Source organism: Streptomyces sp. NPDC051976, assembly GCF_040680795.1.
In the GTDB taxonomy this organism is placed as follows: domain Bacteria; phylum Actinomycetota; class Actinomycetes; order Streptomycetales; family Streptomycetaceae; genus Actinacidiphila.
Genome location: NZ_JBFAXL010000032.1, coordinates 13,190 through 38,863, shown reverse-complemented (window position 1 = coordinate 38,863; position 25,674 = coordinate 13,190). Strand labels below are relative to the sequence as shown.

The 25,674-nt window shown below is 72.3% G+C and carries 25 protein-coding genes; 14 read left to right on the top strand and 11 right to left on the bottom strand.

The genetic code is table 11. The features are described from left to right. Positions 1 to 97: 97 nt before the first annotated feature. The 8 genes from AB0M29_RS27540 to AB0M29_RS27505 all read left to right on the top strand — a co-directional run bounded on the left by AB0M29_RS27540 (position 98) and on the right by AB0M29_RS27505 (position 8,891). On the top strand, positions 98 to 2,152 hold the full coding sequence (locus tag AB0M29_RS27540; protein ID WP_365387235.1) for a DNRLRE domain-containing protein: 2,055 nt from the start codon (positions 98 to 100) through the stop codon (positions 2,150 to 2,152). Continuing rightward, the gene (locus AB0M29_RS27535) at positions 2,149 to 2,607 is read left to right on the top strand and encodes a hypothetical protein (RefSeq protein WP_365387234.1); all 459 of its coding nucleotides are present in this window, start codon (positions 2,149 to 2,151) and stop codon (positions 2,605 to 2,607) included. Before AB0M29_RS27540 ends, AB0M29_RS27535 begins: the two co-directional genes overlap by 4 nt. A gap of 182 nt (positions 2,608 to 2,789) precedes the next feature. Next, positions 2,790 to 3,752, top strand: a complete 963-nt coding sequence (locus AB0M29_RS27530; protein ID WP_365387232.1) for a chlorinating enzyme — start codon at positions 2,790 to 2,792, stop codon at positions 3,750 to 3,752. 27 nt (positions 3,753 to 3,779) lie between these two features. Beyond that, entirely contained in the window at positions 3,780 to 5,390 is a 1,611-nt protein-coding gene (locus tag AB0M29_RS27525; RefSeq protein WP_365387229.1) for an amino acid adenylation domain-containing protein, read from the top strand. Continuing rightward, complete coding sequence (locus AB0M29_RS27520; RefSeq protein ID WP_365387227.1) at positions 5,383 to 5,676, top strand: phosphopantetheine-binding protein; 294 nt, start codon at positions 5,383 to 5,385, stop codon at positions 5,674 to 5,676. Before AB0M29_RS27525 ends, AB0M29_RS27520 begins: the two co-directional genes overlap by 8 nt. After that, the gene (locus AB0M29_RS27515; RefSeq protein ID WP_365387226.1) at positions 5,673 to 6,440 is read left to right on the top strand and encodes an alpha/beta fold hydrolase; all 768 of its coding nucleotides are present in this window, start codon (positions 5,673 to 5,675) and stop codon (positions 6,438 to 6,440) included. Before AB0M29_RS27520 ends, AB0M29_RS27515 begins: the two co-directional genes overlap by 4 nt. Before the next feature lie 2 nt (positions 6,441 to 6,442). Further along, positions 6,443 to 7,597: an acyl-CoA dehydrogenase family protein gene (locus AB0M29_RS27510; RefSeq protein WP_365387224.1), complete on the top strand. Its 1,155-nt coding sequence runs from the start codon at positions 6,443 to 6,445 to the stop codon at positions 7,595 to 7,597. Position 7,598: 1 nt separating this feature from the next. Further along, positions 7,599 to 8,891, top strand: coding sequence for a benzoate/H(+) symporter BenE family transporter (locus tag AB0M29_RS27505; protein ID WP_365387222.1), 1,293 nt, complete (start codon positions 7,599 to 7,601; stop codon positions 8,889 to 8,891). Here the strand turns inward: AB0M29_RS27505 and AB0M29_RS27500 are convergent. Both AB0M29_RS27500 and AB0M29_RS27495 read right to left on the bottom strand, forming a co-directional pair. Continuing rightward, a complete protein-coding gene (locus tag AB0M29_RS27500; protein WP_365387219.1) occupies positions 8,873 to 10,042 on the bottom strand; it encodes an SRPBCC family protein in 1,170 nt (389 codons plus the stop codon). The genes AB0M29_RS27505 and AB0M29_RS27500 overlap by 19 nt on opposite strands. 141 nt (positions 10,043 to 10,183) lie before the next feature. After that, on the bottom strand, positions 10,184 to 12,133 hold the full coding sequence (locus AB0M29_RS27495; RefSeq protein ID WP_365387216.1) for a discoidin domain-containing protein: 1,950 nt from the start codon (positions 12,131 to 12,133) through the stop codon (positions 10,184 to 10,186). 192 nt (positions 12,134 to 12,325) lie between these two features. Between AB0M29_RS27495 and AB0M29_RS27490 the strand changes: the two genes are divergently transcribed. Beyond that, positions 12,326 to 13,342 (top strand): LacI family DNA-binding transcriptional regulator, encoded by a 1,017-nt coding sequence (locus tag AB0M29_RS27490; RefSeq protein ID WP_365387214.1) that lies wholly within the window; start codon positions 12,326 to 12,328, stop codon positions 13,340 to 13,342. 35 nt (positions 13,343 to 13,377) lie between these two features. Here AB0M29_RS27490 and AB0M29_RS27485 read toward each other — a convergent pair whose 3' ends face one another. Both AB0M29_RS27485 and AB0M29_RS27480 read right to left on the bottom strand, forming a co-directional pair. After that, positions 13,378 to 13,845, bottom strand: coding sequence for a nuclear transport factor 2 family protein (locus tag AB0M29_RS27485; protein WP_365387213.1), 468 nt, complete (start codon positions 13,843 to 13,845; stop codon positions 13,378 to 13,380). 71 nt (positions 13,846 to 13,916) lie between these two features. After that, positions 13,917 to 14,873 (bottom strand): pyridoxamine 5'-phosphate oxidase family protein, encoded by a 957-nt coding sequence (locus AB0M29_RS27480; RefSeq protein WP_365387210.1) that lies wholly within the window; start codon positions 14,871 to 14,873, stop codon positions 13,917 to 13,919. 140 nt (positions 14,874 to 15,013) lie between these two features. Between AB0M29_RS27480 and AB0M29_RS27475 the strand changes: the two genes are divergently transcribed. Then, complete coding sequence (locus AB0M29_RS27475) at positions 15,014 to 15,691, top strand: ABATE domain-containing protein (protein ID WP_365387208.1); 678 nt, start codon at positions 15,014 to 15,016, stop codon at positions 15,689 to 15,691. Between the two features lie 7 nt (positions 15,692 to 15,698). Here AB0M29_RS27475 and AB0M29_RS27470 read toward each other — a convergent pair whose 3' ends face one another. Further along, positions 15,699 to 16,559 (bottom strand): hypothetical protein, encoded by an 861-nt coding sequence (locus AB0M29_RS27470; RefSeq protein WP_365387207.1) that lies wholly within the window; start codon positions 16,557 to 16,559, stop codon positions 15,699 to 15,701. 139 nt (positions 16,560 to 16,698) lie between these two features. Beyond that, positions 16,699 to 17,253 (bottom strand): sugar O-acetyltransferase, encoded by a 555-nt coding sequence (locus AB0M29_RS27465; RefSeq protein WP_365387205.1) that lies wholly within the window; start codon positions 17,251 to 17,253, stop codon positions 16,699 to 16,701. A gap of 68 nt (positions 17,254 to 17,321) precedes the next feature. Between AB0M29_RS27465 and AB0M29_RS27460 the strand changes: the two genes are divergently transcribed. Together AB0M29_RS27460 and AB0M29_RS27455 are read left to right on the top strand one after the other, a co-directional pair. Further along, entirely contained in the window at positions 17,322 to 18,584 is a 1,263-nt protein-coding gene (locus AB0M29_RS27460; RefSeq protein WP_365387202.1) for a VWA domain-containing protein, read from the top strand. Further along, a complete protein-coding gene (locus AB0M29_RS27455) occupies positions 18,584 to 19,444 on the top strand; it encodes a hypothetical protein (protein WP_365387201.1) in 861 nt (286 codons plus the stop codon). Before AB0M29_RS27460 ends, AB0M29_RS27455 begins: the two co-directional genes overlap by 1 nt. 79 nt (positions 19,445 to 19,523) lie before the next feature. On the opposite strand, the gene AB0M29_RS27450 is transcribed toward AB0M29_RS27455, so the two are convergent. Further along, positions 19,524 to 19,907, bottom strand: a complete 384-nt coding sequence (locus tag AB0M29_RS27450; RefSeq protein WP_365387200.1) for a DUF427 domain-containing protein — start codon at positions 19,905 to 19,907, stop codon at positions 19,524 to 19,526. 140 nt (positions 19,908 to 20,047) lie between these two features. Between AB0M29_RS27450 and AB0M29_RS27445 the strand changes: the two genes are divergently transcribed. Beyond that, a complete protein-coding gene (locus AB0M29_RS27445; protein ID WP_365387198.1) occupies positions 20,048 to 20,269 on the top strand; it encodes a hypothetical protein in 222 nt (73 codons plus the stop codon). Positions 20,270 to 20,420: 151 nt separating this feature from the next. Beyond that, positions 20,421 to 21,203, top strand: a complete 783-nt coding sequence (locus tag AB0M29_RS27440; protein WP_365387195.1) for an SDR family oxidoreductase — start codon at positions 20,421 to 20,423, stop codon at positions 21,201 to 21,203. On the opposite strand, the gene AB0M29_RS27435 is transcribed toward AB0M29_RS27440, so the two are convergent. The 4 genes from AB0M29_RS27435 to AB0M29_RS27420 form a co-directional block, all read right to left on the bottom strand. Further along, positions 21,200 to 22,132: a LysR family transcriptional regulator gene (locus AB0M29_RS27435; protein ID WP_365387194.1), complete on the bottom strand. Its 933-nt coding sequence runs from the start codon at positions 22,130 to 22,132 to the stop codon at positions 21,200 to 21,202. The genes AB0M29_RS27440 and AB0M29_RS27435 overlap by 4 nt on opposite strands. 83 nt (positions 22,133 to 22,215) lie before the next feature. Then, a complete protein-coding gene (locus AB0M29_RS27430) occupies positions 22,216 to 22,965 on the bottom strand; it encodes a succinate dehydrogenase/fumarate reductase iron-sulfur subunit (protein ID WP_365387192.1) in 750 nt (249 codons plus the stop codon). Beyond that, on the bottom strand, positions 22,962 to 24,923 hold the full coding sequence (locus AB0M29_RS27425; RefSeq protein WP_365387190.1) for a fumarate reductase/succinate dehydrogenase flavoprotein subunit: 1,962 nt from the start codon (positions 24,921 to 24,923) through the stop codon (positions 22,962 to 22,964). Before AB0M29_RS27425 ends, AB0M29_RS27430 begins: the two co-directional genes overlap by 4 nt. Positions 24,924 to 24,940: 17 nt before the next feature. After that, a complete protein-coding gene (locus AB0M29_RS27420; RefSeq protein ID WP_365387189.1) occupies positions 24,941 to 25,645 on the bottom strand; it encodes a succinate dehydrogenase cytochrome b subunit in 705 nt (234 codons plus the stop codon). Between the last annotated feature and the right edge of the window lie 29 nt (positions 25,646 to 25,674).

Below are 25,674 nucleotides of genomic sequence, written 5' to 3'. Positions count from 1 at the left end.
AGTCGTCTCCCCGGGCTCACCCGAACGCGTCGGCAAACGCTAGCCTTACCGGACGTTGCGGTCGAATGACCGCGGGGGTTCAGGGCCAGGGGGGCTCATGCGGAGAACTGGGGCATTCACGGCTGCGATCGCGCTCGCGGCAGCCTCGCTGATCGGATTCACCTCGGCGCACCAGGCGGTGGCGCTCACCCCGCCGGTCGCCATGACGGCCGACGACCTGCCCACCTGGCAGACCAACGGTGTGGTCTGGGCGCTGGCCGAGGCGAACGGCGTGGTGTTCGCGGGCGGCACCTTCTCGGCGGTCCGGCCGCCGGGCGCCGCCGCGGGCACCAGCGAGCAGTCCGCGCTCAACTTCCAGGCGTTCAACGCCGCCACGGGAGCGCCGACCTCGTGCAAGCTGTCCTTCACCGTCGGCAGCGGCACCGCGACGGTGCGGGCCATGGCGGTCTCGCCGGACAAGACGACGCTGTACGTGGGCGGCACGTTCGGCGCGGTGAGCGGCACCCCGGCCAGCAACCTGGCCGCCATCGACATCGCCACCTGCAAGGTGAAGACCACCTTCAAGGTGTCGGTGTCCGCGCAGGTCCGCGGCCTGACCGTGACCGCGGGCGGCACGGTCTACCTGGCGGGCAACTTCACCACCGTCGGCGGCCAGACCCGCCAGCACTTCGCGGCGGTCAGCACCACGGGCGCACTCAAGCCGTTCGTGGCCAACGCCGACAAGGCGGGCAAGGCCGTGCTGGTCAGCCCGGACGGCACCAAGGTGGTGGTCGGCGGTGACTTCAACACCGTCAACGGCGCCTCCTCGCACGCCCTGGCCGTCGTCAACGCGACGACCGGCGCGAACGTGAAGACGTACCCCGGCTTCATCCAGGCGACCTCCACCGTGCAGACCCTCGCCGAGGACGCCACCGGCTTCTACACCGGCAACGAGGGCACGGGCGGCGGGGTGTTCGACGGCCGGATCGCGGTGAACTTCAGCGACCTCAACCAGCGCTGGCGCGACACCTGCCTGGGCGCGACGCAGACCGTGCAGGTGTACAAGGGCGCGCTCTACAGCGGCTCGCACGCGCACGACTGCTCCAGCATGGGCGAGTTCCCGCAGTCCAACGACCGGCACCACCTGCTCGCCGAGTCGGTGGACAACCCCAAGCCGCTGCTGAGCTGGTTCCCCGACACCGACGACGGTCCCGCGGGCACCGAGCAGATCGGGCCGCGGGCGATCATCACCGCGACCAGCGGCAGCACCGACTACATGTGGGTGGGCGGCGAGTTCACCCGGATCGCGAGCAACGGCAACCGGCCGCAGCAGGGCCTGGTCCGTTTCGCCAGCACCCCCGACACCCGCAGCCCCTCGGTCCCGCAGCAGGTCACCGCGGCGCGGTCCGGCAGCGGGGTCAAGGTGACCTTCCAGGCGAGCCTGGACCTCGACGACTCGGCGCTGACGTACAAGATCTACCGCAACGGCACCCAGGTCGGCACGGTCACCGGTGACTCCAAGTTCTGGATCGTCCCGACGCTGTCCTTCACCGACACCACCACGGAGCCCGGTACGACGTACTCGTACCAGGTCACCGCGGGCGACTCGGTGGCCAACACCAGCGCCAAGTCGGCTGCGGCCAGCGTGACCACGGCGGGCACCCCGACGTCGGCGACGGTGACCCTGGAGGACACCGCGGACGCGTACGTCAACGCCTCGGCGGCGTCGGCGAACTACGGCGCCGACCAGCAGCTCGCCGTGCGCGGCAGCTCGGCGTACACCTCGTACCTGCGGTTCGACCTGCCCGCCGCGCCCAGCGGAATGGTGCTCAAGAGCGCCCAGCTGACCGTACGCACCAGCTCGGACGTCAACGCCGCCTCCACCAACAGCTTCTCGGTGCAGCCGGTGACGGGGAGCTGGACGGAGACCGGGGTGACCTGGACCGGGCGGCCGGCGCTCGACCCGACGGTGCTGGGCACGATCAACGCGCCGTCCGCGCTGCAGACGGACTACTCGACGGCCCTGACCGTCGCGCCGCTCAGCGACCGGCTGGGCAGCGCGTACGACCTGGCGCTGACGTCGACCGGCACGGACTCGGCGTGGTTCTGGTCGCGCAACGCCCCGGGCACCTCGGGCCACCCGCAGCTCGTCCTCACGTTCGGACAGCCGTGACCGGGCCGGTGGCCAGGCTGGCCACGGCCGTCGTCACCCTGGCGGCGGCCACGGTCCTCCTGGCCGGATGCGGCAGCGGCGGCTCGGCGAAGGCGGAGCACTCCGCGCCCGCCGAGAAGCCCGCCGCCTCGGCGCCCGGTATCGGCCCCGACGGCACCACCGAGCCGTCGTCGGCGCCGGCCACCGGGCACGCGGCGACGCTGCCCAAGTCCCAGCTCACCCCGGCCACCGGCACGTTCACCGACCGGCAGCGGGACTACCTGGTCGGCAAGGTGCCCAAGGGCATGGACCCCTCGGCGGTGCTGCAGACCGGCCAGGAGTCCTGCGACCGCATCGCCTCCACCGCCGACGCGAGCCGCACCGTCGCGAAGCAGGCCATCGCCTCGGGAGAGATCACCGACGCGAAGGACGCGATCACCTATCTGTGCCCGCAGTTCAAGAGCCTTCTCCCGTAGGAGTCGCAGGTCACTTCACCGGCCCCGCCCCGGCCGCGCACTCGCGCACCCGGGGGCGGGGCCGGTGGCCTTCCGGTGCCGGGCCGCGGAACGGGCGAGGTTTCCGAAATCGCACCCACGTACGCGTGGCCCCCGATTACGATGCGAGGACCGTCCCACTCGACACGACCACGAGGTGCGGCATGGACGCCCTGACAGGCGGCACGACCGGCGACTTAGCACTCAGCCCGCAGGAGGTCGAGCAGTTCCACCGGGACGGGTACATCGGTCCTTTCGACCTGTACGAACCCGCCGAGATGGAGCGGAACCTGCGGGCGCTGCGACCGAAGCTGCTGAACACCAAGCGGGCGATCTACGGCCAGGACCGTACGCAGTCCGGAGTGACCAACCTCGCCAACTACGACCGGCACATCGACGTGGACTTCCTCGCCGGGCACATCACCCGCCCGGAGATCACCCACCGGCTGGCGAGCATCCTCGGCCCCGACGTGCTGTGCTGGCGCACCGAGTTCTTCCCCAAGTACCCGGGCGACGAGGGCACCGACTGGCACCAGGCCGACAACTTCTCCAACGTCGCGGGCTCCAAGCACCCGCAGATCGTCTGGCCCGAGGACGCCGACTTCGGCGGCACCATCACCGTCTGGTCGGCCTTCACCGACGCCACCGTCGAGATGGGCTGCCTCCAGTTCATCCCCGGCTCGCACAAGTCGATGAACTACGACGAGTCGAAGGTCATGGAGTACGACGCGGAGTCCATCGGCAAGCTGGAGAAGGGCAGCGTCCGGCGCGGCTTCTTCGGCTACGACTACCGGCAGTTGCAGAAGGACCCGGACTGGAGCCCCGACGAGTCGAAGGCGCAGTCCATGGTGATGCGCCAGGGCCAGTTCATCATCTTCTGGTCGACGCTGATGCACGCCTCGCACCCGCACGCCGGGCTGACCGACGACATGCGGCTCGGGTACGCGGCCCGCTACCTGCCGACGTCGGTGCGGGTCTACCCGTACTCCGACACGCTCCAGGAGTTCGGCGCGGAGGCGAGCCTGGCGCGGCACGGCTGTGTGATGGTCGCGGGCGAGGACAGCTTCGGGCACAACCGCTTCGTGGAGCACACGGTCGACGGCACGCCGTTCCGAGCGGATCGCTGACGACGCACGACGCACTATTCCGCCAGCATGGTTGACGCGTACACGGGGGTGTCGGCGCTGCAGCACGTGAACGCTTCCGACTCGGCTGTGGCGATCCACCGCCGGATCAACGCCACCACGACCGGTTATCCGCACGACAGCGGCCTGCCCGCGCTGTTCGAGGAGTGGGTCCGCCGCACGCCGGACGCACCGGCCGTCGAGCACGGCGACCGTACCCTCGCGTACGCGGAGTTGGACCGGCTCGCCAACGGGCTGGCCCTGGAGCTGGCCGCGGGCGGCGTCGCGCCCGGCGCGGTGGTCGGGGTCTGCGTCGCCCGCTCCCCCGAGCTGATCGTGGCGCTGCTGGCGGTCCTCAAGTGCGGCGCCGCCTATCTGCCGTTCGACGCCGCCTGGCCCGACGAGCGGCTGCGCGGCCTGTTCGCCGACGCGGAGTGCGGCGCCGTGGTGACCGACCGAGCGCCGGAGCTGGCGGCGCGGTTCGCCGACCTCCGGGTCACCCCCGTGGCCGAGGGCGTCCCGGCGGCCCGTGCGCGGGGACCCGAGGTCGCCGTCACGGGCGACGCCATCGCCTATGTCAACTTCACCTCGGGCTCGACCGGGCGACCGAAGGGGGTGCCGATCCGGCACCACAGCGTCGTCCGGCTGATCTCCGGCGCCCGCTACGCCCGGCTCGGCGCGGACAGCCGCCTGCTGCAACTGGCCCCCGTCACCTTCGACGCGGCGACCTTCGAGATCTGGGGCGCCCTGCTGCGCGGCGGCACCTGCGTGCTCTACCCGGACAGCCATCTGAGCCTGTCGAAGCTGGGCCGGGTGCTGCGGGAGCGCCGGGTCGGCACCCTCTTCCTGACCACCGCGCTGTTCAACGCCGTGGTGGACGAGCAGCCGGAGGCACTGGCCGGGGTCGGCACCATCCTGACCGGCGGCGAGAACGCCTCACTGCGCCGGATGTCCGAGGCGCTGCGCCGCTACGGCCCCGGCCGCCTGGTGCACGTCTACGGGCCCACCGAGTCCACCACCTTCGCCACCTACCACCCGGTCGACGAACTGGCCGACGACGCCACCGCGCTGCCGATCGGCCTGCCGCTGCAGAACACCCGGGTGTACGTCATCGACGGCGACGAACTGTGCGAGCCGGGGCGCAGCGGCGAGATCTGCCTGGCCGGGGACGGCCTGTCCCCCGGCTACCTGGGGATGCCCGCGCTGACGGCGGAGCTGTTCGTGGAGCGCGTCGTCGACGGCACGCCGGAGCGCCTGTACCGCACCGGCGACTACGGCCATCTGCTGCCCGACGGCGCCCTGGTCTTCCAGGGCCGCAAGGACGACCAGGTCAAGGTGAACGGCTACCGCATCGAACTCGGCGAGATCGCCCACCACCTGGACCGCCATCCGGCGGTCAGGAGCAGCTTCGTGACGGTGAGCGCGCGCGGCGAGAAGCCGGTGCTCGCCTTCGTCGTCACCGACGACCCGGACTGCACACCGAAGTCCCTGCGCGACCATCTGCGCGCCCGGCTGCCCGCCTACATGGTGCCGGCGCGCGTCCACCTCTGCGAGGCGCTGCCGCTGACCGCGACCGGGAAGGTCGACCGGCACGCCCTGCTCGCCACCCAGACCCGACAGCGAGGAGAAGTCCATGAGTGAGGAGACGGCCGTGAGCACGGGGACCGACGCGGCGGCGCCGCTGACCGCCACCGAGGAGGCGCTCGCCGAGATCTGGCGCGGCCTGTTCGGCATCACGGAAGTCGGCGTCGACGACGACTTCTTCGAGATCGGCGGCAACTCCCTGTCCGCGATCAAGCTGCTGGCGCGCACCGAGGAGCGGTTCGGCGCCGAGGTGCTGGAGCCGGAGACGCTCTACGAGGACGCCCGGCTCGGCAGCCTGGCGCGGGCGGTCGACGAGGCGCTGGCGCAGGCTCCCTCCCAATGACCGGCACCGCACCCGTCTCCGAGCGCGTCCTCGCCCGGTTCGGCGCCGCCGGCGGCCCCGGCACCCAACTGCTGTGCCTGCCCTACGCCGGCGGCGGGGCGCAGGTCTTCCGCGGCTGGCAGCAGCGCGTCCCGGCCGGGGTCGAGGTGACCGGGGTCCGGCTGCCGGGGCGCGAGCAGCGCTTCCGCGAGCCGCCGCTGGACACCTGGCCGGAGGCACTGGCCGAACTGGCCGCGGCGGTGGCGCCGGAGGCCGCGCGCGGACCGTACGCCTTCTTCGGCCACAGCCTCGGCGCGCGGCTGGCGTACGAACTGACCCATGTGCTCACCGAGGCGGGCCACCGGCCGCCCGAACTGCTGGTGGTCGCCGCCTGCCGTGCCCCGGGCCGGGCCCCGCGGCACCGGACGATGCACGACATGGACGGCCCCGAACTGCTGGAGCGGCTGCGGGAGATGAACGGGGTGCCGCCGGAGGTGCTGGAGAACCAGCAGCTCATGCGGTTGTTCGAACCGGTGCTCCGGGCCGATCTGCGGCTGGCGGAGACCTGGGAGCCGTCGCCCGGCGCGATCGGCACGCCGATCCTGGCGATGTGCGGCGAGCGCGACGACATCGACCGTTACGAGGACATGACCGGCTGGCGGCGGCACACCACCGGCGCGTTCGCGATCCGGTCGTTCCCCGCCGGGCACTTCTTCCTGCGGGACGAGGAGGCGGCCGTGGTGGCCGAGATCGCCGCGCACCTGCCGAGCGGGCCGGGGCGGTGACCGTGGAGTCGCCGTATCTCACCGCCGAGCACGAGGCGTTCAGGGACCGGGTGCGCACCTTCCTGCGCAAGGAGATCGCCCCGCACGCGGCGGGCTGGGAGGAGCGCCGCACCATGCCCCGCTCCGCCTGGCACGCGCTGGCCGCGGAGGGGCTGCTCGGCCTCAACCACCCGCGCGCCGCGGGCGGCGCCGAGGCGGACTTCTTCCACTCGGTGGTGTTCCTGGAGGAGTTGGGGCGGCTCGGCTTCGGCGGTGTCCGCTTCGCCGTCGCGCTGCACTGCTACATGGGCACCAGCTACCTCGCCTCGAAGGGCTCGCCCGAGCTGCAGCAGCGCTATCTGCGGCCCGCGGTGAGCGGTGAGCGGATCGCCGCGCTGGCGCTCACCGAGCCGCAGGCGGGCTCCGACCTCTCGGGGCTGGCGGCGACCGCCCGGGAGGACGGCGACGACCTCGTCGTCGACGGCGAGAAGCGCTTCATCGTCAACGGCGGCTTCGCCGACTTCTTCGTCACCGCCGTACGCACCGCGGGCCCGGCGGTCCGCGGCCAGGGCGGGCTGTCGCTGGTGGTCGTCGACCGCGAGAGCGCGGGTCTGCGCGTCACCCCCAACGACTGCGTCGCCTGGCGGGCCTGCGCCATGGCCGACCTCAGCTTCCGCGGCGTCCGGGTGCCGAAGGCTAACGTGGTGGGGCGGCCCGGCTCCGGCTTTCCGCAGATCATGCGGAACATGCAGCTCGAACGGCTGGCCGCCGGGATCTCCGCGGTGGGCGACGCGGCCAACTGTCTGGAGACCACCTGGCGGTTCCTCAAGGAGCGCGGGATGTTCGAGTCGACGCTCAGCGCCAAGCAGGCGGTACGCCACCGGATGGCGGAGCTGCTGACCGAGGTGGAGGCGGCCCGGCAGCTCGCGTACCACGCCGCCTGGCGCTACTCCCGGGACCCGCTGTCGATCACCGAGTGCTCGATGGTCAAACTGAAGGCCACGGAAGTGGCCAAAACCGTGGCCGAGGAGTGCCGTCATCTGCACGGCGCCGAGGGGTTCCGGGCGGGCTCCGCCATCTCCGCGACAGTGAACGACGCACAGGCCGCCGCGGTCGCCGCCGGGGCGAGCGAGGTCATGCGCGACATCATCGCGCAGAGTGGATACGAGGAATTCTGAGATGAGCGAGGCCCTCCAGACGTCCGGCGGGGGCTCCGCGCGGTCCGATCTCGTCCGGGCGTCGGCCGCCGGGTTCGTCGCCGCCTTCGTGGGCTTCTCCAGCTCCTTCGCGGTGGTGCTCGAAGGTCTCGCCAAGGTCGGCGCCACCCGGGCCGAGGCGGCGTCCGGGCTGATGGCGCTGCTCGTCGCCATGGGCCTGTGCGCGATCTTCCTCAGCCTGCGCACCCGGCTGCCGGTCAGCGTGGCGTGGTCGACGCCGGGCGCGGCACTGCTGGCGGGGTCCACCGGTTCGCACGGCGGATTCCCCGCCGCCGTCGGGGCGTTCCTGCTCACCGGCGCGCTGATCGTCATATCCGGGCTGTGGGAGCCGCTCGGCCGCTGGGTCTCCTCGATCCCCAAGCCGCTGGCCAACGCCATGCTCGCGGGCATCCTGCTGCCGCTGTGCCTGGCCCCGGCGCACGCGGTGAAGTCCGATCCGAAGCTGGGCCTCGCGGTGGTGCTGACCTGGGCGGCCGTCGGCAGCTTCCGCAAGCTGTACGCGGTGCCCGCCGCGGTCGTCGTCGCGGTGGTGCTGATCGCCACCACCACCCACATCCGCGCGGACTCGCTCGGACCGCTGCTGCCGCACCCGGAGCTGGTCACCCCGCACTTCACGGCGTCGGCGGCGATCGGCATCGCGCTGCCGCTGTACGTGGTGACCATGGCCTCGCAGAACATCCCCGGAATCGCGGTGCTGAACGTCAACGGCTACCACCCCGAGCCGGGGCCGCTGTTCAGCTGGACCGGCGCGTTCTCCCTGCTGTCGGCGCCCTTCGGCGGGCACGCGGTCAACCTGGCGGCGATCACCGCGGCGCTGTGCGCGGGCGAGGAGGCCGGGCCCGACCCGCGCAAGCGGTACCGGGCGGCGGCGGTCGCGGGCGGCGTGTACGTGCTGCTCGGCCTGGGCGCCAGTGCGGCGGTCGCCTTCGTCAACGCGTCCCCGCCCAACATCATCGAGGCGGTCGCCGGGCTGGCGCTGCTGGGCGCCCTCGCCGGCTCGCTGACCGGGGCGATGGCCGACGCCGACCACCGCGAGTCCGCGGTGGTCACGCTGGTGGTCACGGTGTCGGGCGTGACCTTCTTCGGGATCAGCGGTGCCTTCTGGGGCCTGGCGGCGGGCGGGCTGCTCTACGCGCTGCGGCAGTGGCGGACGGGCCGGGCGGCCGCACGGAAGACTCCCGCGTCAGGGTCGCCCGGGGCGCCGGAGACCGCCGGGACACCCGATGCCGTACGCGCTCAGGCACCGTCCCGCTGAGCTCCGGGTCCGGCCCCGAACAGGTGGCGGTCGACGGTCTCGTGGAAGGTGCGCAGGGCGAACTCCTGTGTGCCCAGGACGTGTTCCTCGTTCGCGCCGGTGGCGAAGCCGATCTGGATCTCGCGGTAGATCTCCAGGTCCTCGTACTGCACCTGGTAGGTCAGCGCCCGGTTCTCCTCCCAGCGTTCGGCGCCGTCGCTCTCCACCGAGCCGCGCGGCACGATCAGCCGCAGCTTGACCAGGGTGCGGGCCGGGCCGAGCGGGTGGGCGGTGATCCACAGGAAGTGGTCGGACTGGTGCAGCACCGTCTCGTTGGGGAAGATCGTGTGGATGACATTGGCGACGGCGAGCAGCCGCCGCTCCTCGCGCGGGGTGCGCTCGACGAAGTTGATCGACCGCTTGGGCAGGATCGAGCGCAGGTGCGGGCCGAAGCCGTCGAAGAAGAACGTGCTGTTCTCGAAGAGCGGGTTGGCGCTCTTGGTGTGCAGGAACGGGAAGTGGTAGCCCTCCAGGGTGCCTTCGACGACCAGCTTCCAGTTGATCTCCCACTCCTGGCTCTCGGCGCCGTAGATCTCGAAGCCGTCGAGGCCGAGGTCGGCGAGGTCGTGCCGGAAGGAGCCGAGGAAGCCGTCGAGGTCGGCGCGGCCGGGGGCCGCCTCCGGCATCAGCCAGACGAAGCCGTACGCCTCGACCACCGGCAGGGCGACCAGGCCGCGCTTGGCGGGATCGACGCCGGGGAAGCAGTGGGCGCTCGGGATGGTGGCCAGCGACCCGTCGGTGTCGTAACGCCAGGCGTGGTAGCGGCAGGTGAAGTGCTTGCGGACGCCCGACGGGTCCTGCTCCAGCCGGGCGCCGCGGTGGCGGCAGGCGTTGAGGAAGGCGTGTGCGACGCCGTCGCGGTCGCGGTTGACGAGTAGCGGGCGCCCGAAGTGCTCCATGGTGACGAAGGCGCCGGGCCCGGGTAACTCGGAGCCGTGCACCAGCATCGACGGCAGACGGCCGAAGATCTGGTCCAGCTCCGCCCGGTACCAGTCGGGCGACTGGTACCGGTCGGTGCTCACCCGGCTGTCGGCGTCGGTGAGCGGGAGTCTCTTGTCATGGAGGTGCGCCAGGGCGCGGTCGAGTATCCGGAGTTCCTCGTCACGATCCATCCCGGCTTCTCTCCTCCGTACGACGGCGGCCACCTGTTCGATGGTAGAGCGCCCCCTCGGCTCCGGCGCGGTATTCGGCCGAGGCTGAGGGGGCGTCATGTGTCGCACAGGGCCCGGCGGTTGGGGCGGCCGGGCGGGAACTCAGCGGTAGAGCCTGATGTCCGCCAGGCTCCACCAGTTGCCCGCCGAGCCGGTGGCGGTCACCCGGACATAGCGTGCGCTGGTGAGCGGCACATCCACGTTCGTGAGCTGTCCGGTGCCGGTTCCGGCGGCCAGGGTGCGCCAGGTCGTACCGTCGTCGCTCGCCGAGAGCTGCCAACCGCGTGCGTAGTCACCGAGGTTGTCGCCGCTGTCGATCGCGACCCGGCGGAACGCGGTGCGCCTGCCGAGGTCGAGTTGCAGGTACTGCCCCGGTTCCTGGGCCTGTCCGCTGGACCAGCGGGTGCTGGCGTCCGCGTCGGTGGCCAGGGTGGCCGCGCCCTGCCCGGCGGGCTGGGAGGTGGCGCCGGCGCCGTCCAGCGGGACCGAGTGGAGGCGGCTGGTCAGGAGCTGCGACTTCGGCCAGGTGAAGGTCGCCAGCGCGCCGCCGGGCAGGGAGTAGGTGAAGTTCCGGTCGCCGACGGCGACCGCGAAGCTCCGCGGGTTGTCGTTCTCGTTGTGGACCACCAGGGCGGTGGAGCCGTCGGGGTTGCGGAAGGCCACATCGGTGAGCTGGCCGTTCCAGCCGGTGGTGCCGAAGTTGGTGCTGCCGATGCGGACCGCTCCCGGTGCCACGAACTTCGACAGATGGCCGATGGTGTAGAACTCGGCGCTGTTGGTGACGCTGCCGTCCGGCTGCACGGTGAGCAGGGCGGTGCAGGTGTCGCAACCGCCGTTGTGCGGGCCGCCGTCGGCGTTCAGCGCCAGGTTCCAGTCGGCCACCGACTTGGCCCAGTTGCGGGTGGTGCCGACGGTGATGGTGCGCGCGTGCCAGGTGAGCGTCCCGCGGAAGATCTGTGGGGGTGTGTCGGTGGCGCCGTGCGAACCGGAGCACTCGGTGAACCAGATGCCCTTGTCGGGGTGCGCGTCGTGCAGCGCGGTCTGCGCGCTGGGGTCGCCCGAGTAGCAGTGGTAGGCGGTGCCCGCGATCCACTTCGCCGCCGGGCTGTCCAGCACCTCGTACGGGTAGTCGGTCTGCGGGTCCTCGCCGAGCTGCTGCGCGGTGGCGATGTCGCCGGGGTGCGTGGTCCAGTTGTGGTCGTAGGCGAGGATCCTGGTACGGGGGCTGGCTTCGCGCAGCAGCGGGCCGAGCGCCTCGATGACCGCGGTCTCGGCCTGCACGGGCAGGTCGGTGCCGGGGTACGCGTTGGGCTTGCGGTTCTGCGGCTCGTTCTGCACGGTCAGGTAGTCGACCGGGACGCCGGCCGCCGCGTACGCCTGGACGAACTTCACCAGGTAGCGGGCGTACGCCTGGTAGACCGCCGGGTCGTCCTTGAGGTGGCCGCCCACCAGCGAGCCGCTGTCCTTCATCCACGCGGGCGGGCTCCAGGGCGTGGCCATCACGGTGAGACGCGGGTTGAGCCGCTTGGCCTGCCGCAGCAGCGGCAGGATCTGCGTCTGGTCGTGGGCGATGCTGAAGTGGCGCAGCGCGAAGTCGGTCTGGCCCGCGGGCATGTCGTCGTAGGTGTAGTGCGCGGCGGCCGCGGTGAAGTCGGAGGAGCCGACGGGCTGCCGGACGAAGCTGACGCCGATGCCGCTGTCCGGGTCGAAGAGCTGCCGCATCGCGGAGTCCCTGGCCTCGCGCGGCAGCGCGGACAGCACGGCCGCCGACGAGTCGGTGAGCGCGCCGCCGAAGCCGTCCATGCGCTGGAAGGTCTGGTTCGGGTCGACGGTGATGGTGGTCAGGTCCGAGGTCCCGGCCTGGAAGGTGACGGGCGGCTGCTGCCGCATCCGCTGGGCCCCGTCGGCGGTGGTCACCCACACCTGCGCCTGGGGCGCCGCGGCGGGCGTGTGGGCGGCCGGTGTCATCGCCACGGTCTGCGCGGCGGGCACGCAGGTCAGGCAGAGTGCGGCGGCCGTAACGGCCGCCGCGCCCATGGCACGTCTCCTCATCGTTCTCCTCGGCGAGCACTCATGAAACATGATGTAACATTTTCTGGAACTGAGGCGAAACCCAGATAAGCGGTCGCCGCCGCGGCCTGTCAATATCCCGTACCGATCCCGCTATCAGTACAGAAGGCAGGATCATGACGTCCGCACGCCGGGGCGCTAAGCTGCCCCCCATGAAACGAAACGCTGTAACAGTTGGCTAGGCCGCAGGCGCCCCGGGTCACGGTCCGCGCCATCGCCGCCGAGGCGGGCGTGTCGATCGCCACCGTGTCGCGGGTGATGACGGGACAGGCCAACGTCGCCCCCGGCACGCAGGCGCTGGTACGGCGCGCGGTCGAGCGGCTCGGCGCGCCCGCACCGGCCAGGCGCGGCACCGCGGACGGGGCGATCTACGTGCGCTGCCCCTATGTGCTGACCGACTACTTCGGCGTGATCGTCTCCTCCATCGCCGAGACGCTGGACCTGCACGGCAGGCGGGTGGTGCTCAGCGCGGGCGACGCCGCCCGCGAGGCCCAGGTGCTGCCGGGGCTGCCGACCGACCCCGCGATCGCCGGGGCGATCCTGATCGTGCCGCCGGAGCCGGAGCACGAACTGGAGGCGCTGCGCGCGCGGGACTTCCCCTTCGTCGTGGTCGATCCCCGTACACCGCTGCCCCGCGACATCGCCTCGGTGTCCGCGGCGAACCTCACCGGCGCCCGCGATGTCACCGCGCATCTCGTGGAGTTGGGCCACCGGCGGATCGGTGTGATCGGCGGGCCCGGCGACTGGCTGGCCAGCAGATCCCGCCTCGCGGGCCACACCTCGGCGCTCGCCGACGCGGGAGTGCTGCCCGCCCCCGAACTGCTGCGCAGCATCGAGCCGACCGCCGACTGGGGCTACGCGGCGGCCTGCGAACTCCTCGACCTGCCGCAACGCCCCACCGCACTGGTCGCGTTCAACGACAAGGCGGCCGTCGGAGCCCTGCGGGCCGCGTACGAAAGGGGACTTCGGGTCCCCGAGGAGCTGTCGATCACCGGCTTCGACGACATCGACCTCAGCCGCAGCACGGTGCCGCGGCTGACGACGGTCCGTCAGCCGCTGGAGGAGATGGGCCGGATGGCGGTCTCACTGCTGATGCGCCTGCTCGACCGGCACACCGTCGACACCCTGCATGTGGAGCTCGCCACCCAGCTCGTGCCGCGCGGCTCGACGGGTCCGGCGCCGCGCGACTGACGCGGCGCCGGACCGGGCTGCGACGGGCCGTCGGATCAGGCGAGTTCGATGTCGTGGCCGGGGCCGCGCTCCGCGTCGGGGCGCGGACCGAAGTAGCGCCGCTGCTCCTCGGTGATGGCCAGGTCGTTGATGCTGGCCTCACGCCGGCTCATCAGGCCGTTCGCGTCGAACAGCCACAACTCGTTGCCGTAGGAGCGGAACCAGTTCCCGTCGGCGTCGTGCCACTCGTACTGGAAGCGCACCGCGATCCTGTCGCCGTCGAAGCTCCACAGGCTCTTGCGCAGTGCGTAGTCCTGCTCGCGCTCCCACTTGGCGGTCAGGAAGGCGACGATCTCGGCGCGGCCGGTGACGAAGGTGTCGCGGTTACGCCAGCGGGAGTCCTCCGTGTACGCGAGGCTGACCTTCTCCGGGTCTCGGGTGTTCCAGGCGTCCTCGGCGGCCTGGACCTTCTGGATCGCGGTCTCCGCCGTGAAGGGCGGTAGCGGCGGGCGGGGCGCGGACATGTGGTCTCCTGTCGTGCGGGATTGCCGTGCTGGGTGGTCGTCGGGGTCGTCGGGCTGGAGTGCCGGGCCGCTCACGGGGCTCGGCGGACCGGGTACGGGGGGCTCAGCGGCGGGTTGCGCGGGTAGGGGGCGGTGTCGCCGGCGCGCAGCCGGGTGGCGGTCGTCGCGGTGCGGCGGGGGGTGAAGCGGACGCGCCGCCCGGTGCCGCCGTCGTCCCCCGGTGCACCCGGGGTCGTCCACTCCACCACCGCGGTGCCGGACAGGTGCAGGGCCGCACCCGTGGCGAAGTCGAGGAAGAGCAGGGCGGCGGCGCCGTCGGCCGCGATGTTGCCGAGGCTGTTGAACATGTTGTTGCCCGGATAGTCCGGCCACCACAGACCGCCGTCCTCGACCCGTACGAAGCCGGGCGCGCCGCCGCGGTGCGAGGTGTCGGCGCCGCGGGTGGGGTGGTCGGTGCCCAGCAGGAAGGTGTCCGCCCGGGTGATCAGCCGTACCGCGTCCGCGTCCAGGCCGTCGCCCCAGCGGACCGTCGCGGCCACGGTGTCCGCCCGCTCGGCGGTGACGCGGCGCCGCTGGATGTACTGCGGGCAGTTGCCGTACGCCTGCTCGGCCCGGAGCGCGAAACCGGTCGGGCCGGACGCGACGACGGTGCCGTTGACCCGGAAGCGGCGGCGGGCGGCGAAGTCGACGGCGATCAGGCCGGCTTGGCGTCCGCGGACGAGGCCGCCGCCGTCGGGATCCGCGAGCGGGCCGCCGGGGGCGGGCAGCGCCAGCACGTCCAGGGTCGTGTCGTCCACCACCTTGAGGAAGCCGGGCGCCCCGCGCAGCGGCACGGTCCACAGCATGTCGTCCGCGTCGCGGGCGGTCAGTGCGGCGAGGTCGCGGTCGGCCAGGAAGCGGGCGGCGCCGCCGGTGAGGGTGGGCGGCGCGAGCATGCCGGTCAGCCGGGCGGCCTCGCCGCCGACCCCGGCGCGCCGCTGGACGGCGAGCTCGCCGTCGTGGAAGCCGGAGTGCGTGCGCGGGATCATGGCGGCCTCCTACCGGGTCAGCCTCTGCACCTAATGGCAACGAAGAAGTTCTTTCATTAGGTAGCCTGCCGTGACCGCATCCCGTTGTCAAATGGGATGACCTTTGGACAACCATTAGGACCAGGATTAGGCTGCACGCCATGGAGACCACGGAGCCGCAGAACACGGAGCCGGTGACCACGGAGCCGGTGACCGACGCGCCGCTGTTCGGCGAGCCGCTGCCGGTGGAGCTGATGAACACCGTCTGGGCGGACCGGGACGGCGTCCACGACGCCCTGCTCGACGCGGACGGCCTGGCCCGCTGGCTGGTGTCGGTGCGCCCGCGGCTGCCGGTCGGCCCCGCCGCCGGCGGGGATGCCGCGGCCGTGGACGACGCCCCCTCCCCCGCGCTCCTCGGCGAGTTCCGGCAGCTCAGGGACGCGCTGCGGCGGCTGGCCGCCGTCGCCACCGACGACACGCGCCCGGCGGCGTCCTCGGCCACCCCCGACCTCACCGCCGCCGTCGACGCCGTCAACCACGCCTGCGCCTACGCGCCCGCCTGGTCCCGGCTCGACTGGCCGGAGGGCGGCGCCCCCACCCGTACCGGCCACTCGGCCCACTCGCGGGCCGCGACCGCCCTGTCCGGGATCGCCGAGGAGGCCACCCGCCTGTTCACCGGCGACGCCCGTAGCGAACTGCGCGCCTGCCACGCCCCCGGCTGCGTGCTGTACTTCGTCCGCTCCCACCCGCGCCGCGAATGGTGCTCAGCCGCCTGCGGCAACCGCGCCCGCGTGGCCCGCCACTACCAGCGCCACCACGCGGGGTCCGCCCCCCGCTGACGGACCGTCACTTCTTGCCCGAGGCGGCGAACACGCCGTCGGGGAAGGCGCCCGCGCTCAGGGCGCGGAGCGTGAGGCTCTGGGCGATCGTGGCGAGCCGGACCGTGGCGTCCTCACCGAGGTGGGCGTACGGGGCGTGGTCGAGGCGGTCGGTCTCGTGCTCGATGTGGCGGCGGAGGTCGGCTCCCTCGGGGGTGAGGGCGCCGTCGGCGTCGAGGAGGCCGCGGTCGCGCAGACGGGCGACCGCCGCGTCCCACTCCGCGTCGCTCCAGCCGCGGCTGGCCCGCGCGAAGTCCGGCAGGAACCCCTTGCCGGTGGCGCAGTGCGTGACCAGGGCCTCCAGGCCGTCGAGTTCGGCGTCGAGCAGCACCGCGAGGTGGCCGTCGCCGCGGTACTCGCGCAGCAGGGTGACCGCGTGCCAGAAGGCGAGGTGCGGCTCCTCCGGCCGGTCGAGCTGGGCGTGGGCGGCGTAGAGAGGGCGGCCGGCGGGGGCGCACGCCTCGGTGGCGCGCAGCGCGAGTGCGGCCGCCTCGGCCAGTTCCGCGGAGGCCAGCGCGTCACCGAGCAGGCGGCGCTGTACGGCCTCGACGGCGCGCAGCCGGGCCGCGGTCACCGCCTCGGGGGTGGCCAGGGTCCAGGCGCGCGGGATGTGCCGGGCGACCAGCGCCGGGCTGAAGTTGTAGAAGGTGGCCGCGACGACCCCCGCGCCGACCGGCCCGAGCGCCGCGGCCCGGCCCGCGAAGTAGCACATCCGGCTCTTCTCCAGCCCGGCCGCCACCAGCTCCGCCTGGGTCTCCGGCGCGAAGTAGACCATGGAGTGCAGCGGCTCGAGCGCCCTGAAGCATTTCCTACCGGCCAGTAGTGTCATGCCGGACACCCTACTGACCCCGGCCCGCGGCGCCACCCCGCCTGCCGGACAAGGCGCGGGCAAGGCGCGGGCGAGGCGAGGGCAGCGCGCGGGCAAGGCACCATAAGACCGGGCCGAAGCGAGGCGCCGCCGGGAACGCTCAGGTCAGCTCGCGGACCACCCGCGCCGGGTTCCCGACCGCCAGCACACCCGCGGGCAGATCCCTGGTGACCACCGCTCCCGCGCCGACCACGGTGTTCTCGCCGATCGTCACGCCCGGGCAGACGATCACGCCGCCGCCCAGCCAGACGTTGTCGCCGATCGTCACCGGCAGCGCCCGCTCCCAGCCCGCACGGCGCCGCTCGGTGTCCAGTTCGTGCGTGGGGGTGAGCAGTTGGACGTTGGGGCCGATCTGCACGTCCTCGCCGATGGTGATCGCGGCCGCGTCGAGGAAGACCGCGCCGAAGTTCACGAACGTCCGCGCGCCGACGCTGATCTGCGCCCCGTAGTCGCAGTGGAACGGCGCCCTGATGACGACCCGTTCGCCGAGCGAGCCGAGCAACCGTCCCAGCAGCGCGGTGCGTTGGTCCGCGTCGAGCGGATCGCTGTTGTACGCGCGGCACAACTCGGCCCGCCGCAGCGACTGCGCGCCCAGCTCGGGGTCGTCGGGCAGGTACCACTCGCCCGCCAGCATCCGCCGCTCGTTCTCGCCCATGGTCCTCCTGAAGTCGCTCTGACCGGCCGACTTCAGTATCCGGCACGATCTTCACTACGATCCTGCGAATGATCATCAGAAAGCTACTGACGGCTACGCTGGGCTGCGGCCTGCTGGGCGTCCTGGCCTGCGGGCTGCTGCCCACGTCGGCGGCCGCCGACGAGCCGGTGGCGCAGGCGTCCCCGAAGGTCGAGCTCGTGCTCGATGTGAGCGGCTCGATGCGGGCCAGGGACATCGACGGGCAGTCGCGGATGTCGGCGGCCAAGCAGGCGTTCGACGACGTGCTGGACTCGGTGCCGCAGAACGTCCAGTTGGGCATACGCACCCTGGGCGCCGACTATCCGGGCAACGACCGCAAGACCGGCTGCAAGGACACCCGCCAGCTCTACCCGGTCGGTCCGCTGGACCGCACCGAGGCGAAGACCGCCGTGGCGACGCTGCAGCCGACCGGCTGGACGCCGATCGGCCCCGCGCTGCTCAAGGCGGCCGACGACCTCAAGGGCGGGGACGGCAGCCGCCGCCTGGTGCTGATCACCGACGGCGAGGACACCTGCGGCCCGCTCAACCCGTGCGACGTGGCGCGCGACATCGCCGCCCAGGGCATCCATCTGGTGATCGACACGCTCGGGCTGATACCGGACGCCACCACCCGCAACCAGTTGAGCTGCATCGCGGAGGCCACCGGCGGTACGTACACCACCGTCCAGCACCGCCAGCAACTCACCACCAAGGTCAAGCAGTTGGTCTCCCGGAGCACGGCCGTGCAGGTCAACCCGGTGGCGACCAGGGGCGGTACGGGCTGCGCCGACGCGCCGCAGCTCAAGGCGGGGCTCTACACCGACCGCGAGATGTTCTCGGAGAACCGCTGGTACCGCGTGGACGTGCCGCCCGGCCGCGAGCTGCGCGCCGCGGTGAGCGTCTCCGACGACCGCGCGGTGAACGCCGACTACGGGGTGCTGCTGCGCGGAGTCACCGTGCACGGGCGGGAGATCGTCCGTGACACGGAGGGCGGCACCGGGCGCACCGACGTGGTCTCGGCCGGTATCCGCTATCCCAAGCCGTCGGCGGACGACGGCACCCCGCCGGAGACGGTCTGCCTCCAGGTGGGCAACTCCTTCTCCGCGGCGCCCTCGGTGAAGACCTCCCCGGGTCTGCCGGTGGAGCTGTCGATCGACCTGGTCGACTCCCCCGACCAGCCGTCCGACGTGGCCTTCTTCGGCCTCGGGCGCGGCTGGTGGCTGCTGGGCGTACTGACCGTGACCGGCGCGGTGGCCGGACTGCTGTCCGGCTGGATCTCCCGCTGGCGCCTGACCACAGGGAGGACCCGCTGATGCGCGCGACCCGGATGATGGCCGCCGCGGCGCTGCTCGCGGCGGCGGCCCTGTCCGCCGTGGCGGGCCCCGCCGCCGCGGACGACCCGACGGCCGACCCGAGTGCCACCCCCTCGGCCACCGCGACCGCGGACGACGACGCCCCGCCGACGGTGGCGGGCACCAACTTCCGTACCGCCACGGTGATCAAGCAGGGCCAGCAGGCCACCGCGGCCGCGTCCACGGGCGACTACCTGTACTGGGTGTTCCCCGCCGACACCGGCCAGAACGTGACGGCCACCGCCACGGTGACCTTCCCGGCCTCGGCGGCCCGGCACGGCGCGTCCACCTGGCAGCTCGACGTGTACGACGGGCTGCGCCGCCGCCAGCCGTGCCGGTTCGGCATGCAGACCCGTACCGCCGCCGCGGACGCCACGTCGGTGGAGCTGTCCTGCACGCTGCGTGCGGTACGCGCCTGGGCCGAGCCCTGGTCGAACGATCCGCTGCGGGGCGGCTACTACCTGCGGCTGACCGCGCTCACGGTGCCGCAGACCGACCTGGGGCTGCCCGTGCAGGCGGCCGTGAAGGCAAGCGCGGCGGGTACCGCGGGGCGGCAGGCGGTCGATGGCTCGGTGGCCCCGCTGGTGTCCGCGAACGCCCCCTCGGTCGCGCCCTCCGGCGGCTGGGCGGGGACCTGGTGGTCGCCGCGCTGGCTGTGGACCGGCGGCGGCGGTCTGCTCGCCGCCCTCGCGGCCGTCGGGGCCCACCGGCTGGCCCGCGGCCCGGTCAACGGACCGGTCGTCCCCCGCCAGGGACCGCCGCCCGGCCCGCCGGGACGCGGTCCGGAGCGCGCCCGCGAGCCCGGCGCGTACGTGAACTGATCCACCCCGGCGGCGACCGGACACACCGCGGGGCCCGTCCGACGCCGGACGGGCCCCGCGGCACGGAATCGGCGCGGCGCTACCCGGCGGGCGCGTCCTCGACGGTGAACTCGACATGCCGCGGATAGAACGCGACATGCCCGGCGATCTCCGCGACCGCGTCGTACGGCTTGTCGTAGGTCCACACCGCGTCGGCGATCTCCTCGCCGGCGCCGACGAGGGAGTAGTACGAGGCGTCGCCCTTGTACGGGCAGTACGTCTGCGTCTGTGTGCGGCGCAGCGCCGCGTCCTCGACATCGTCCAGCGGGATGTAGTGGACGGGCGGGTAATCGGCCTCCCGCAGGGTCAGGGCGCGGGTGGTCTCGGCGATCACCCGGCCCTGCGCGCGGACCACGATCCGGGCCGGATCGGGCGTCACGGTGATGGGGTGGTCGGGGCCGGGGATCTTGACCGTGCGTTCCATGAGAACTCCCTCAGCACATTATAGACAGATCTGTCTAGGCAAGATCTTCGACGATAGACAGATCTGTCTCCGCCCGTCAAGCGGGACCGGACGGCCCCCGGCGGGGCGATCCGGCGCCCGGCGGGCGCATACTGGAGCCAATGACAAAGCCTGATGCAACGAAGCGCTTTTTGCCCACCAGCCCCTTCAAGGCTCCGGTGGCCCCACCACCGAAGGAGTTCCAGGTGGGCAACCGGGTCACCCATGATGTGTACGGCCTCGGCCGTGTCACCGGCGTCGAAGAGGGAGTGGCGGTGATCGTTGACTTCGGCTCGCTCCAGAAGCGCATCATGAGCCCGTACACCAAGCTCACCAATCTCTGAGAGCCATCTGACCGCCGGCGTACGCCCGTGACCGCTGCCACCGCTCCGCGTTGTGGCAGCCACCGCCGAACGGTGTTTCCGCCCCTCGGGGTGCCCGTCGCACGATGAGTGCGGCGGTTCCGCCATCCCGGAAACTCCGAAGGGCGTCCAGATGTCTACCTTCCCCTCGTCCACCCCTGCCTCCGTGCGGGAGTCCCGCGACCTCGCCGGCAAGGTGGCGCTGGTGATCGGCGGCTCCCGCAACATGGGCGCGGCGTTCGCCGGCGACCTGGCGGCGCGCGGCGCCACCACCGTCATCACGTACGCGGGTGACGACGCGGCGGCCGAGCGGACGCTCGCCGCGCTGGAGAAGCACGGCGGCGCCGCTGAGGCCGTGCGCTCCGACGCCACGGTCTCGGCGGACGTCGAGACCCTCTTCCGCGGTGTCGTCGAGCGGCACGGGCGGATAGACATCGTGGTGCACGTGCCCGGCGCGGTGATCAAGAAGCCGCTGGCCGACTTCACCGACGAGGACTTCGACCACCTCATCGACCGCAACACGCGCAGCGCGTTCCACACTCTGCGGGCCACCGCCCGGCACATCGCCGACGGCGGCCGCTGCGTGGTGCTGTCCACCACGCTCACCTCGGTGATGACCGGCCCCTACGGTGTCTACTCCGGCTCGAAGGCCGCGGTGGAGCGGATGGTGCTGGCGGCGGCGAAGGAGCTGGGCGGGCGCGGGGTCACCGTCAACGCGGTCGCGCCGGGGCCGGTGGACGACTCCTTCTACCGCGGCGCCGAGACCCCGGAGTCGATGGCGGCGGCCTCCCAGCACAGCCCGCGCGGACGGCTCGGCGCGCCCGAGGACATCGTGCCCGTGGTCGGCTTCCTCGTCGGCGAGGGGGCGGGCTGGGTCAGCGGGCAGACGGTCCGCGCGAACGGCGCGATGTTCTAGGGCGTGTCCCGGACGCCGCTCAGCGGCCGGCTGTCCCAGCCGGTGAGGGCGCGCACCTCCGCGGCGACCCTGGTCATCAGGGCCTCGGGGGCGCGCGCCGTCCACGCCAGGGCCAGGTGGGAGGGCGCCGCGTCCTCGACCGGCAGCCAGCACACCCGGGGCATCGGGAAGTAGCGGCTCAGCGGTTCCGGCGCGAGCCATACGCCGCGGCCGCGCGCGACCAGCAGCAGCCGGTCCTCGATCCGCTGGGTCGCCGGGCCGCGCCGCGCGGGCCGCCCGTCGGGCCGGGGCTCCGCCAGCCAGTGCCGCAGCACCTCGTCGGAGACGACGACCTTCGGGATGATGACGGGTTCGTCGGCGAGGTCGGCGAGCGTCACCGAGGCGCGGCCCGCCAGCGGATGGGTGACGGGCAGCGCCACCATCCGCCGGTCGGTGCGGACTTCGGCGTACCGCAGCCGTTCGTCACCGGTCGGCACCCAGAGGAAGGCGGCGTCGGCGCCGCCGGACTCCAGCAGTTCCAGCTCCTCCGGCAGCGTCGAGACGCTGACCAACTCGACCTCCAGGCGCGGCAGCGCGGCCTCCAGCGCCTCGGCGACCTCGAGGGCGAACTCATGGGTGGCGTGCGGCTTGCACACCAGCCGCAGCCGCCCGGCCTGGCCGTCGGCCACCGTGCTCACCCGGGCGGTGAGCGCGTCCAGGTCGCCCAGCAACGCCTTGCCGCCCGCGGCCAGTTCGTCTCCCGCGGCGGTCAGCCGGACGCCGCGGGAGGTGCGTACCAGCAGCGTGGCGCCGAGCGCCCGCTCCAGCTGCTGGATGTGCGCGGACACCGCCTGCTGGGCCAGGTGCAGTTGCTGCGCGGCCCGCGTGATGTTGGACTCCCGCGCGACGGCCAGGAACGAGCGCAGGTGGCGCAGATCAAGATCAGCCATGCTCCGGACCCTATGCGCACGGTCGCCGCCTCCGGGTCCTTCCTGGGACGGACTTTGCCAGGGCCTGTCCTGTGGAACACGCCCTAGGTGCGGGGCACTTTGCGGGTCGCCCGCAGCCACTCCTTGTTCATGGCGGTGATGGAGGTCAGCGGAATGCCCTTGGGGCACGCGGTGGCGCACTCGCCGGTGAGCGTGCAGCCGCCGAAGCCCTCCTCGTCCATCCGCGCCACCATGTCCAGCACCCGGGTCTCGCGCTCCGGCGCGCCCTGCGGCAGCACGTTGAGGTGGTTGACCTTCGCCGAGGTGAAGAGCATCGCGGAGCCGTTGGGGCAGGCGGCGACACAGGCGCCGCAGCCGATGCACTTGGCGTGCTCGAAGGCCGAGTCGGCGGCGGCCTTGGGTACGGGGGTGGCGTGGGCCTCGGGCGCCGAGCCGGTGGGCACGCTGACATAGCCGCCGGACTGGATGATCCGGTCGAACGCCGAGCGGTCCACGACCAGGTCGCGGATGACGGGGAAGGCCGCCGCCCGCCACGGCTCCACGTCGATGGTGTCGCCGTCCTGGAACGACCGCATGTGGAGCTGGCAGCTCGTGGTGCGCTCGGGGCCGTGCGCGTCGCCGTTGATGACCAGGCTGCACGCGCCGCAGATGCCCTCGCGGCAGTCGTGGTCGAAGGCGACGGGCTGCTCGCCGCGCAGGGTCAGTTCCTCGTTCAGGGTGTCGAGCATCTCCAGGAAGGACATGTCCGGGGAGATGTTGTCGACGGTGTAGGTGGCCATGGCGCCGGGCGAGCCGGCGTCCTTCTGGCGCCAGACGCGCAGGTCGATCCTCATGCGTAGCTCCGCTGGGTGGGGTGGACGCTGGTGAAGACGAGGTCTTCCTTGTGCAGGACGGGAGCGCGGCCGGTGCCGGTGAACTCCCAGCCCGCGACGTAGCCGAACTCGTCGTCCCTGCGGGCCGCCTCGCCGTCGGCGGTCTGCGACTCCTCGCGGAAGTGGCCGCCGCAGGACTCGGCGCGGTGCAGGGCGTCGAGGCACATCAGCTCGGCGAGTTCGAGGTAGTCCACGACGCGGTTGGCCCGCTCCAGCGACTGGTTGAACTCGTCGCCGCTGCCGGGCACCTTGATCCGCCGCCAGAACTCGTCGCGGATGTGCGGCAGTCGGCCGAGCGCCTTGCGCAGGCCGTCCTCGGTCCTGGCCATTCCGCAGTGCTCCCACAGGAGTTCGCCGATCTCGCGGTGGAAGGAGTCGGCGGTGCGGTCGCCGTCGACGGCGAGGAGCAGGTTGAGCCGGTCCTCGGTCTCCGCGAGCACCTCCTGGACGACGGGGTGGTCGGCCGGGACCTCCTCGCTGTACGGGTGGCGGGCCAGGTAGTCGTTGATCGTCGCGGGGAGCACGAAGTAGCCGTCGGCCAGCCCCTGCATCAGCGCGGAGGCGCCGAGCCGGTTGGCGCCGTGGTCGGAGAAGTTGGCCTCGCCGATCGCGAACAGCCCCGGCACGGTGGTCTGCAGGTCGTAGTCGACCCAGAGGCCGCCCATCGTGTAGTGCACGGCCGGATAGATCCGCATGGGGACCTCGTACGGGTTCTCCGCGGTGATCCGCTCGTACATCTCGAAGAGGTTGCCGTACTTCTCCTCGACCGCCCGCCGTCCCATCCGGGCGATGGCGTCGGCGAAGTCCAGGTAGACGCCCTGGCCGCCGGGGCCGACGCCGCGGCCCTCGTCGCAGACGTTCTTGGCGGCGCGGGAGGCGATGTCGCGCGGCACCAGGTTGCCGAAGGACGGGTAGATCCGCTCCAGGTAGTAGTCGCGCTCGTCCTCGGGGATCTCGGCGGCCGGGCGGCTGTCGCCGGGTGTCTTCGGGACCCAGATCCGGCCGTCGTTGCGCAGCGACTCGCTCATCAGCGTCAGCTTGGACTGGTGGTCGCCGGTGCGCGGGATGCAGGTGGGGTGGATCTGGGTGAAGCAGGGGTTGGCGAAGAGGGCGCCGCGGCGGTGGGCGCGCCAGACCGCGGTGGCGTTGGAGTTCATGGCGTTGGTCGAGAGGTAAAACACGTTGCCGTAGCCGCCGCTGGCCAGCACCACCGCGTCGCCGAAGTGGCTGGAGATCTCGCCGGTCACCAGGTCGCGGGCGACGATGCCGCGGGCCCGGCCGTCGATGACGACGAGGTCCAGCATCTCGGTGCGCGGGTGCATCTCGACGGTGCCCGCGCCGATCTGCCGGGACAGCGCCTGGTAGGCGCCGAGCAGCAGTTGCTGCCCGGTCTGGCCGCGGGCGTAGAAGGTGCGCGAGACCTGCACGCCGCCGAAGGAGCGGGTGTCGAGCAGGCCGCCGTACTCGCGGGCGAAGGGCACGCCCTGGGCCACGCACTGGTCGATGATCTCCACCGAGATCTGGGCGAGGCGGTGGACGTTGGACTCGCGGGACCTGAAGTCGCCGCCCTTGACGGTGTCGTAAAACAGCCGCTGGATGGAGTCGCCGTCGTTGCGGTAGTTCTTGGCGGCGTTGATGCCGCCCTGGGCGGCGATGGAGTGGGCCCGGCGCGGGGAGTCCTGGTAGCAGAACTGGACGACGTGGTAGCCCTGTTCGGCGAGGGTGGCGCCCGCGGAGCCGCCCGCGAGGCCGGTGCCGACGACGATCACGGTGTGCTTGCGGCGGTTGGCCGGGTTGACCAGCTTGGCCTCGAAGCGGCGGGTGTCCCAGCGTTCGGCCATCGGCCCCTGCGGCGCCTTGGTGTCGGCGAGCGGTGCGCCCGTCGCGTAGCGCGTGTAGTCCTGCGTGCTGTCGCTCATGTCGGCTGTGCCTCCGCTCAGTTCACGATGCCGGTCATCACACCGACGGGTACGGCGACGAAGCCCGCCGTCAGCGCCAGCGCGAGGGCGTTCGCGGTGGTCTTGAGTGCCCGGTCGCGGCGGGCGCTGCCCGCGCCGAGCGTCTGGGCGGCGCTCCAGAAGCCGTGCCGGATGTGCAGGCCGAGCGCGAGCATCGCCACGATGTAGACGACGTCGCCGTACCAGGTGTGGAAGGTCGCCACGACGTTCTCGTACGGGTGGCCCGGCTCGGCGTGCGGGTTCACCGTGAGGGTGGTGAGGTCCAGCAGGTGCCAGACGATGAAGAGCAGCAGGATGACCCCGCCCCAGCGCATGGTGCGGGTGGCGTAGCTGGCCCGCTGCCGCTTGTGGACGTACGCGACGGGCCGTGCCTTCCGGTCGAGGCGGCTGAGCTGGTACGCGCACACACCGTGCAGCACCACCGCGGCGACCAGGCCGACGCGGATGATCCACAGCGCCCACTCGTAGTGCAGGAACGGTTCGCCGAGGGTGCGCAGCCAGTGCGCGTACCCGTTGAAGGTGCCGGGACCGAAGAAGATCTTCAGGTTCCCGAACATGTGGACCACCAGGTAGAGCAGCATGACCAGGCCGCTCACCGCCATGATCGTCTTCTTGCCGACGGTCGATCCCCAGACCGTGCGGGCCATCGACGGACGCCGGTCCGTCCGCGTTGCCAGTGCCATGTCCCTGACGTTAAGGTCATCGGCCATCA

Excerpts from the sequence above, each read along its gene's own strand:
- AB0M29_RS27465 (WP_365387205.1), bottom strand. The coding sequence starts at position 17,253 with ATGGGCGAGAACGAGCGGCGGATGCTGGCGGGCGAGTGGTACCTGCCC.
- AB0M29_RS27435 (WP_365387194.1), bottom strand. The coding sequence starts at position 22,132 with ATGGCTGATCTTGATCTGCGCCACCTGCGCTCGTTCCTGGCCGTCGCG.
- AB0M29_RS27520 (WP_365387227.1), top strand. The coding sequence starts at position 5,383 with ATGAGTGAGGAGACGGCCGTGAGCACGGGGACCGACGCGGCGGCGCCG.
- AB0M29_RS27430 (WP_365387192.1), bottom strand. The coding sequence starts at position 22,965 with ATGAGGATCGACCTGCGCGTCTGGCGCCAGAAGGACGCCGGCTCGCCC.
- AB0M29_RS27540 (WP_365387235.1), top strand. The coding sequence starts at position 98 with ATGCGGAGAACTGGGGCATTCACGGCTGCGATCGCGCTCGCGGCAGCC.
- AB0M29_RS27530 (WP_365387232.1), top strand. The coding sequence starts at position 2,790 with ATGGACGCCCTGACAGGCGGCACGACCGGCGACTTAGCACTCAGCCCG.
- AB0M29_RS27470 (WP_365387207.1), bottom strand. The coding sequence starts at position 16,559 with ATGACACTACTGGCCGGTAGGAAATGCTTCAGGGCGCTCGAGCCGCTG.
- AB0M29_RS27525 (WP_365387229.1), top strand. The coding sequence starts at position 3,780 with ATGGTTGACGCGTACACGGGGGTGTCGGCGCTGCAGCACGTGAACGCT.
- AB0M29_RS27420 (WP_365387189.1), bottom strand. The coding sequence starts at position 25,645 with ATGGCACTGGCAACGCGGACGGACCGGCGTCCGTCGATGGCCCGCACG.
- AB0M29_RS27515 (WP_365387226.1), top strand. The coding sequence starts at position 5,673 with ATGACCGGCACCGCACCCGTCTCCGAGCGCGTCCTCGCCCGGTTCGGC.
- AB0M29_RS27455 (WP_365387201.1), top strand. The coding sequence starts at position 18,584 with ATGCGCGCGACCCGGATGATGGCCGCCGCGGCGCTGCTCGCGGCGGCG.
- AB0M29_RS27485 (WP_365387213.1), bottom strand. The coding sequence starts at position 13,845 with ATGTCCGCGCCCCGCCCGCCGCTACCGCCCTTCACGGCGGAGACCGCG.
- AB0M29_RS27450 (WP_365387200.1), bottom strand. The coding sequence starts at position 19,907 with ATGGAACGCACGGTCAAGATCCCCGGCCCCGACCACCCCATCACCGTG.
- AB0M29_RS27505 (WP_365387222.1), top strand. The coding sequence starts at position 7,599 with ATGAGCGAGGCCCTCCAGACGTCCGGCGGGGGCTCCGCGCGGTCCGAT.
- AB0M29_RS27460 (WP_365387202.1), top strand. The coding sequence starts at position 17,322 with ATGATCATCAGAAAGCTACTGACGGCTACGCTGGGCTGCGGCCTGCTG.
- AB0M29_RS27445 (WP_365387198.1), top strand. The coding sequence starts at position 20,048 with ATGACAAAGCCTGATGCAACGAAGCGCTTTTTGCCCACCAGCCCCTTC.
- AB0M29_RS27495 (WP_365387216.1), bottom strand. The coding sequence starts at position 12,133 with ATGAGGAGACGTGCCATGGGCGCGGCGGCCGTTACGGCCGCCGCACTC.
- AB0M29_RS27425 (WP_365387190.1), bottom strand. The coding sequence starts at position 24,923 with ATGAGCGACAGCACGCAGGACTACACGCGCTACGCGACGGGCGCACCG.
- AB0M29_RS27475 (WP_365387208.1), top strand. The coding sequence starts at position 15,014 with ATGGAGACCACGGAGCCGCAGAACACGGAGCCGGTGACCACGGAGCCG.
- AB0M29_RS27500 (WP_365387219.1), bottom strand. The coding sequence starts at position 10,042 with ATGGATCGTGACGAGGAACTCCGGATACTCGACCGCGCCCTGGCGCAC.
- AB0M29_RS27480 (WP_365387210.1), bottom strand. The coding sequence starts at position 14,873 with ATGATCCCGCGCACGCACTCCGGCTTCCACGACGGCGAGCTCGCCGTC.
- AB0M29_RS27440 (WP_365387195.1), top strand. The coding sequence starts at position 20,421 with ATGTCTACCTTCCCCTCGTCCACCCCTGCCTCCGTGCGGGAGTCCCGC.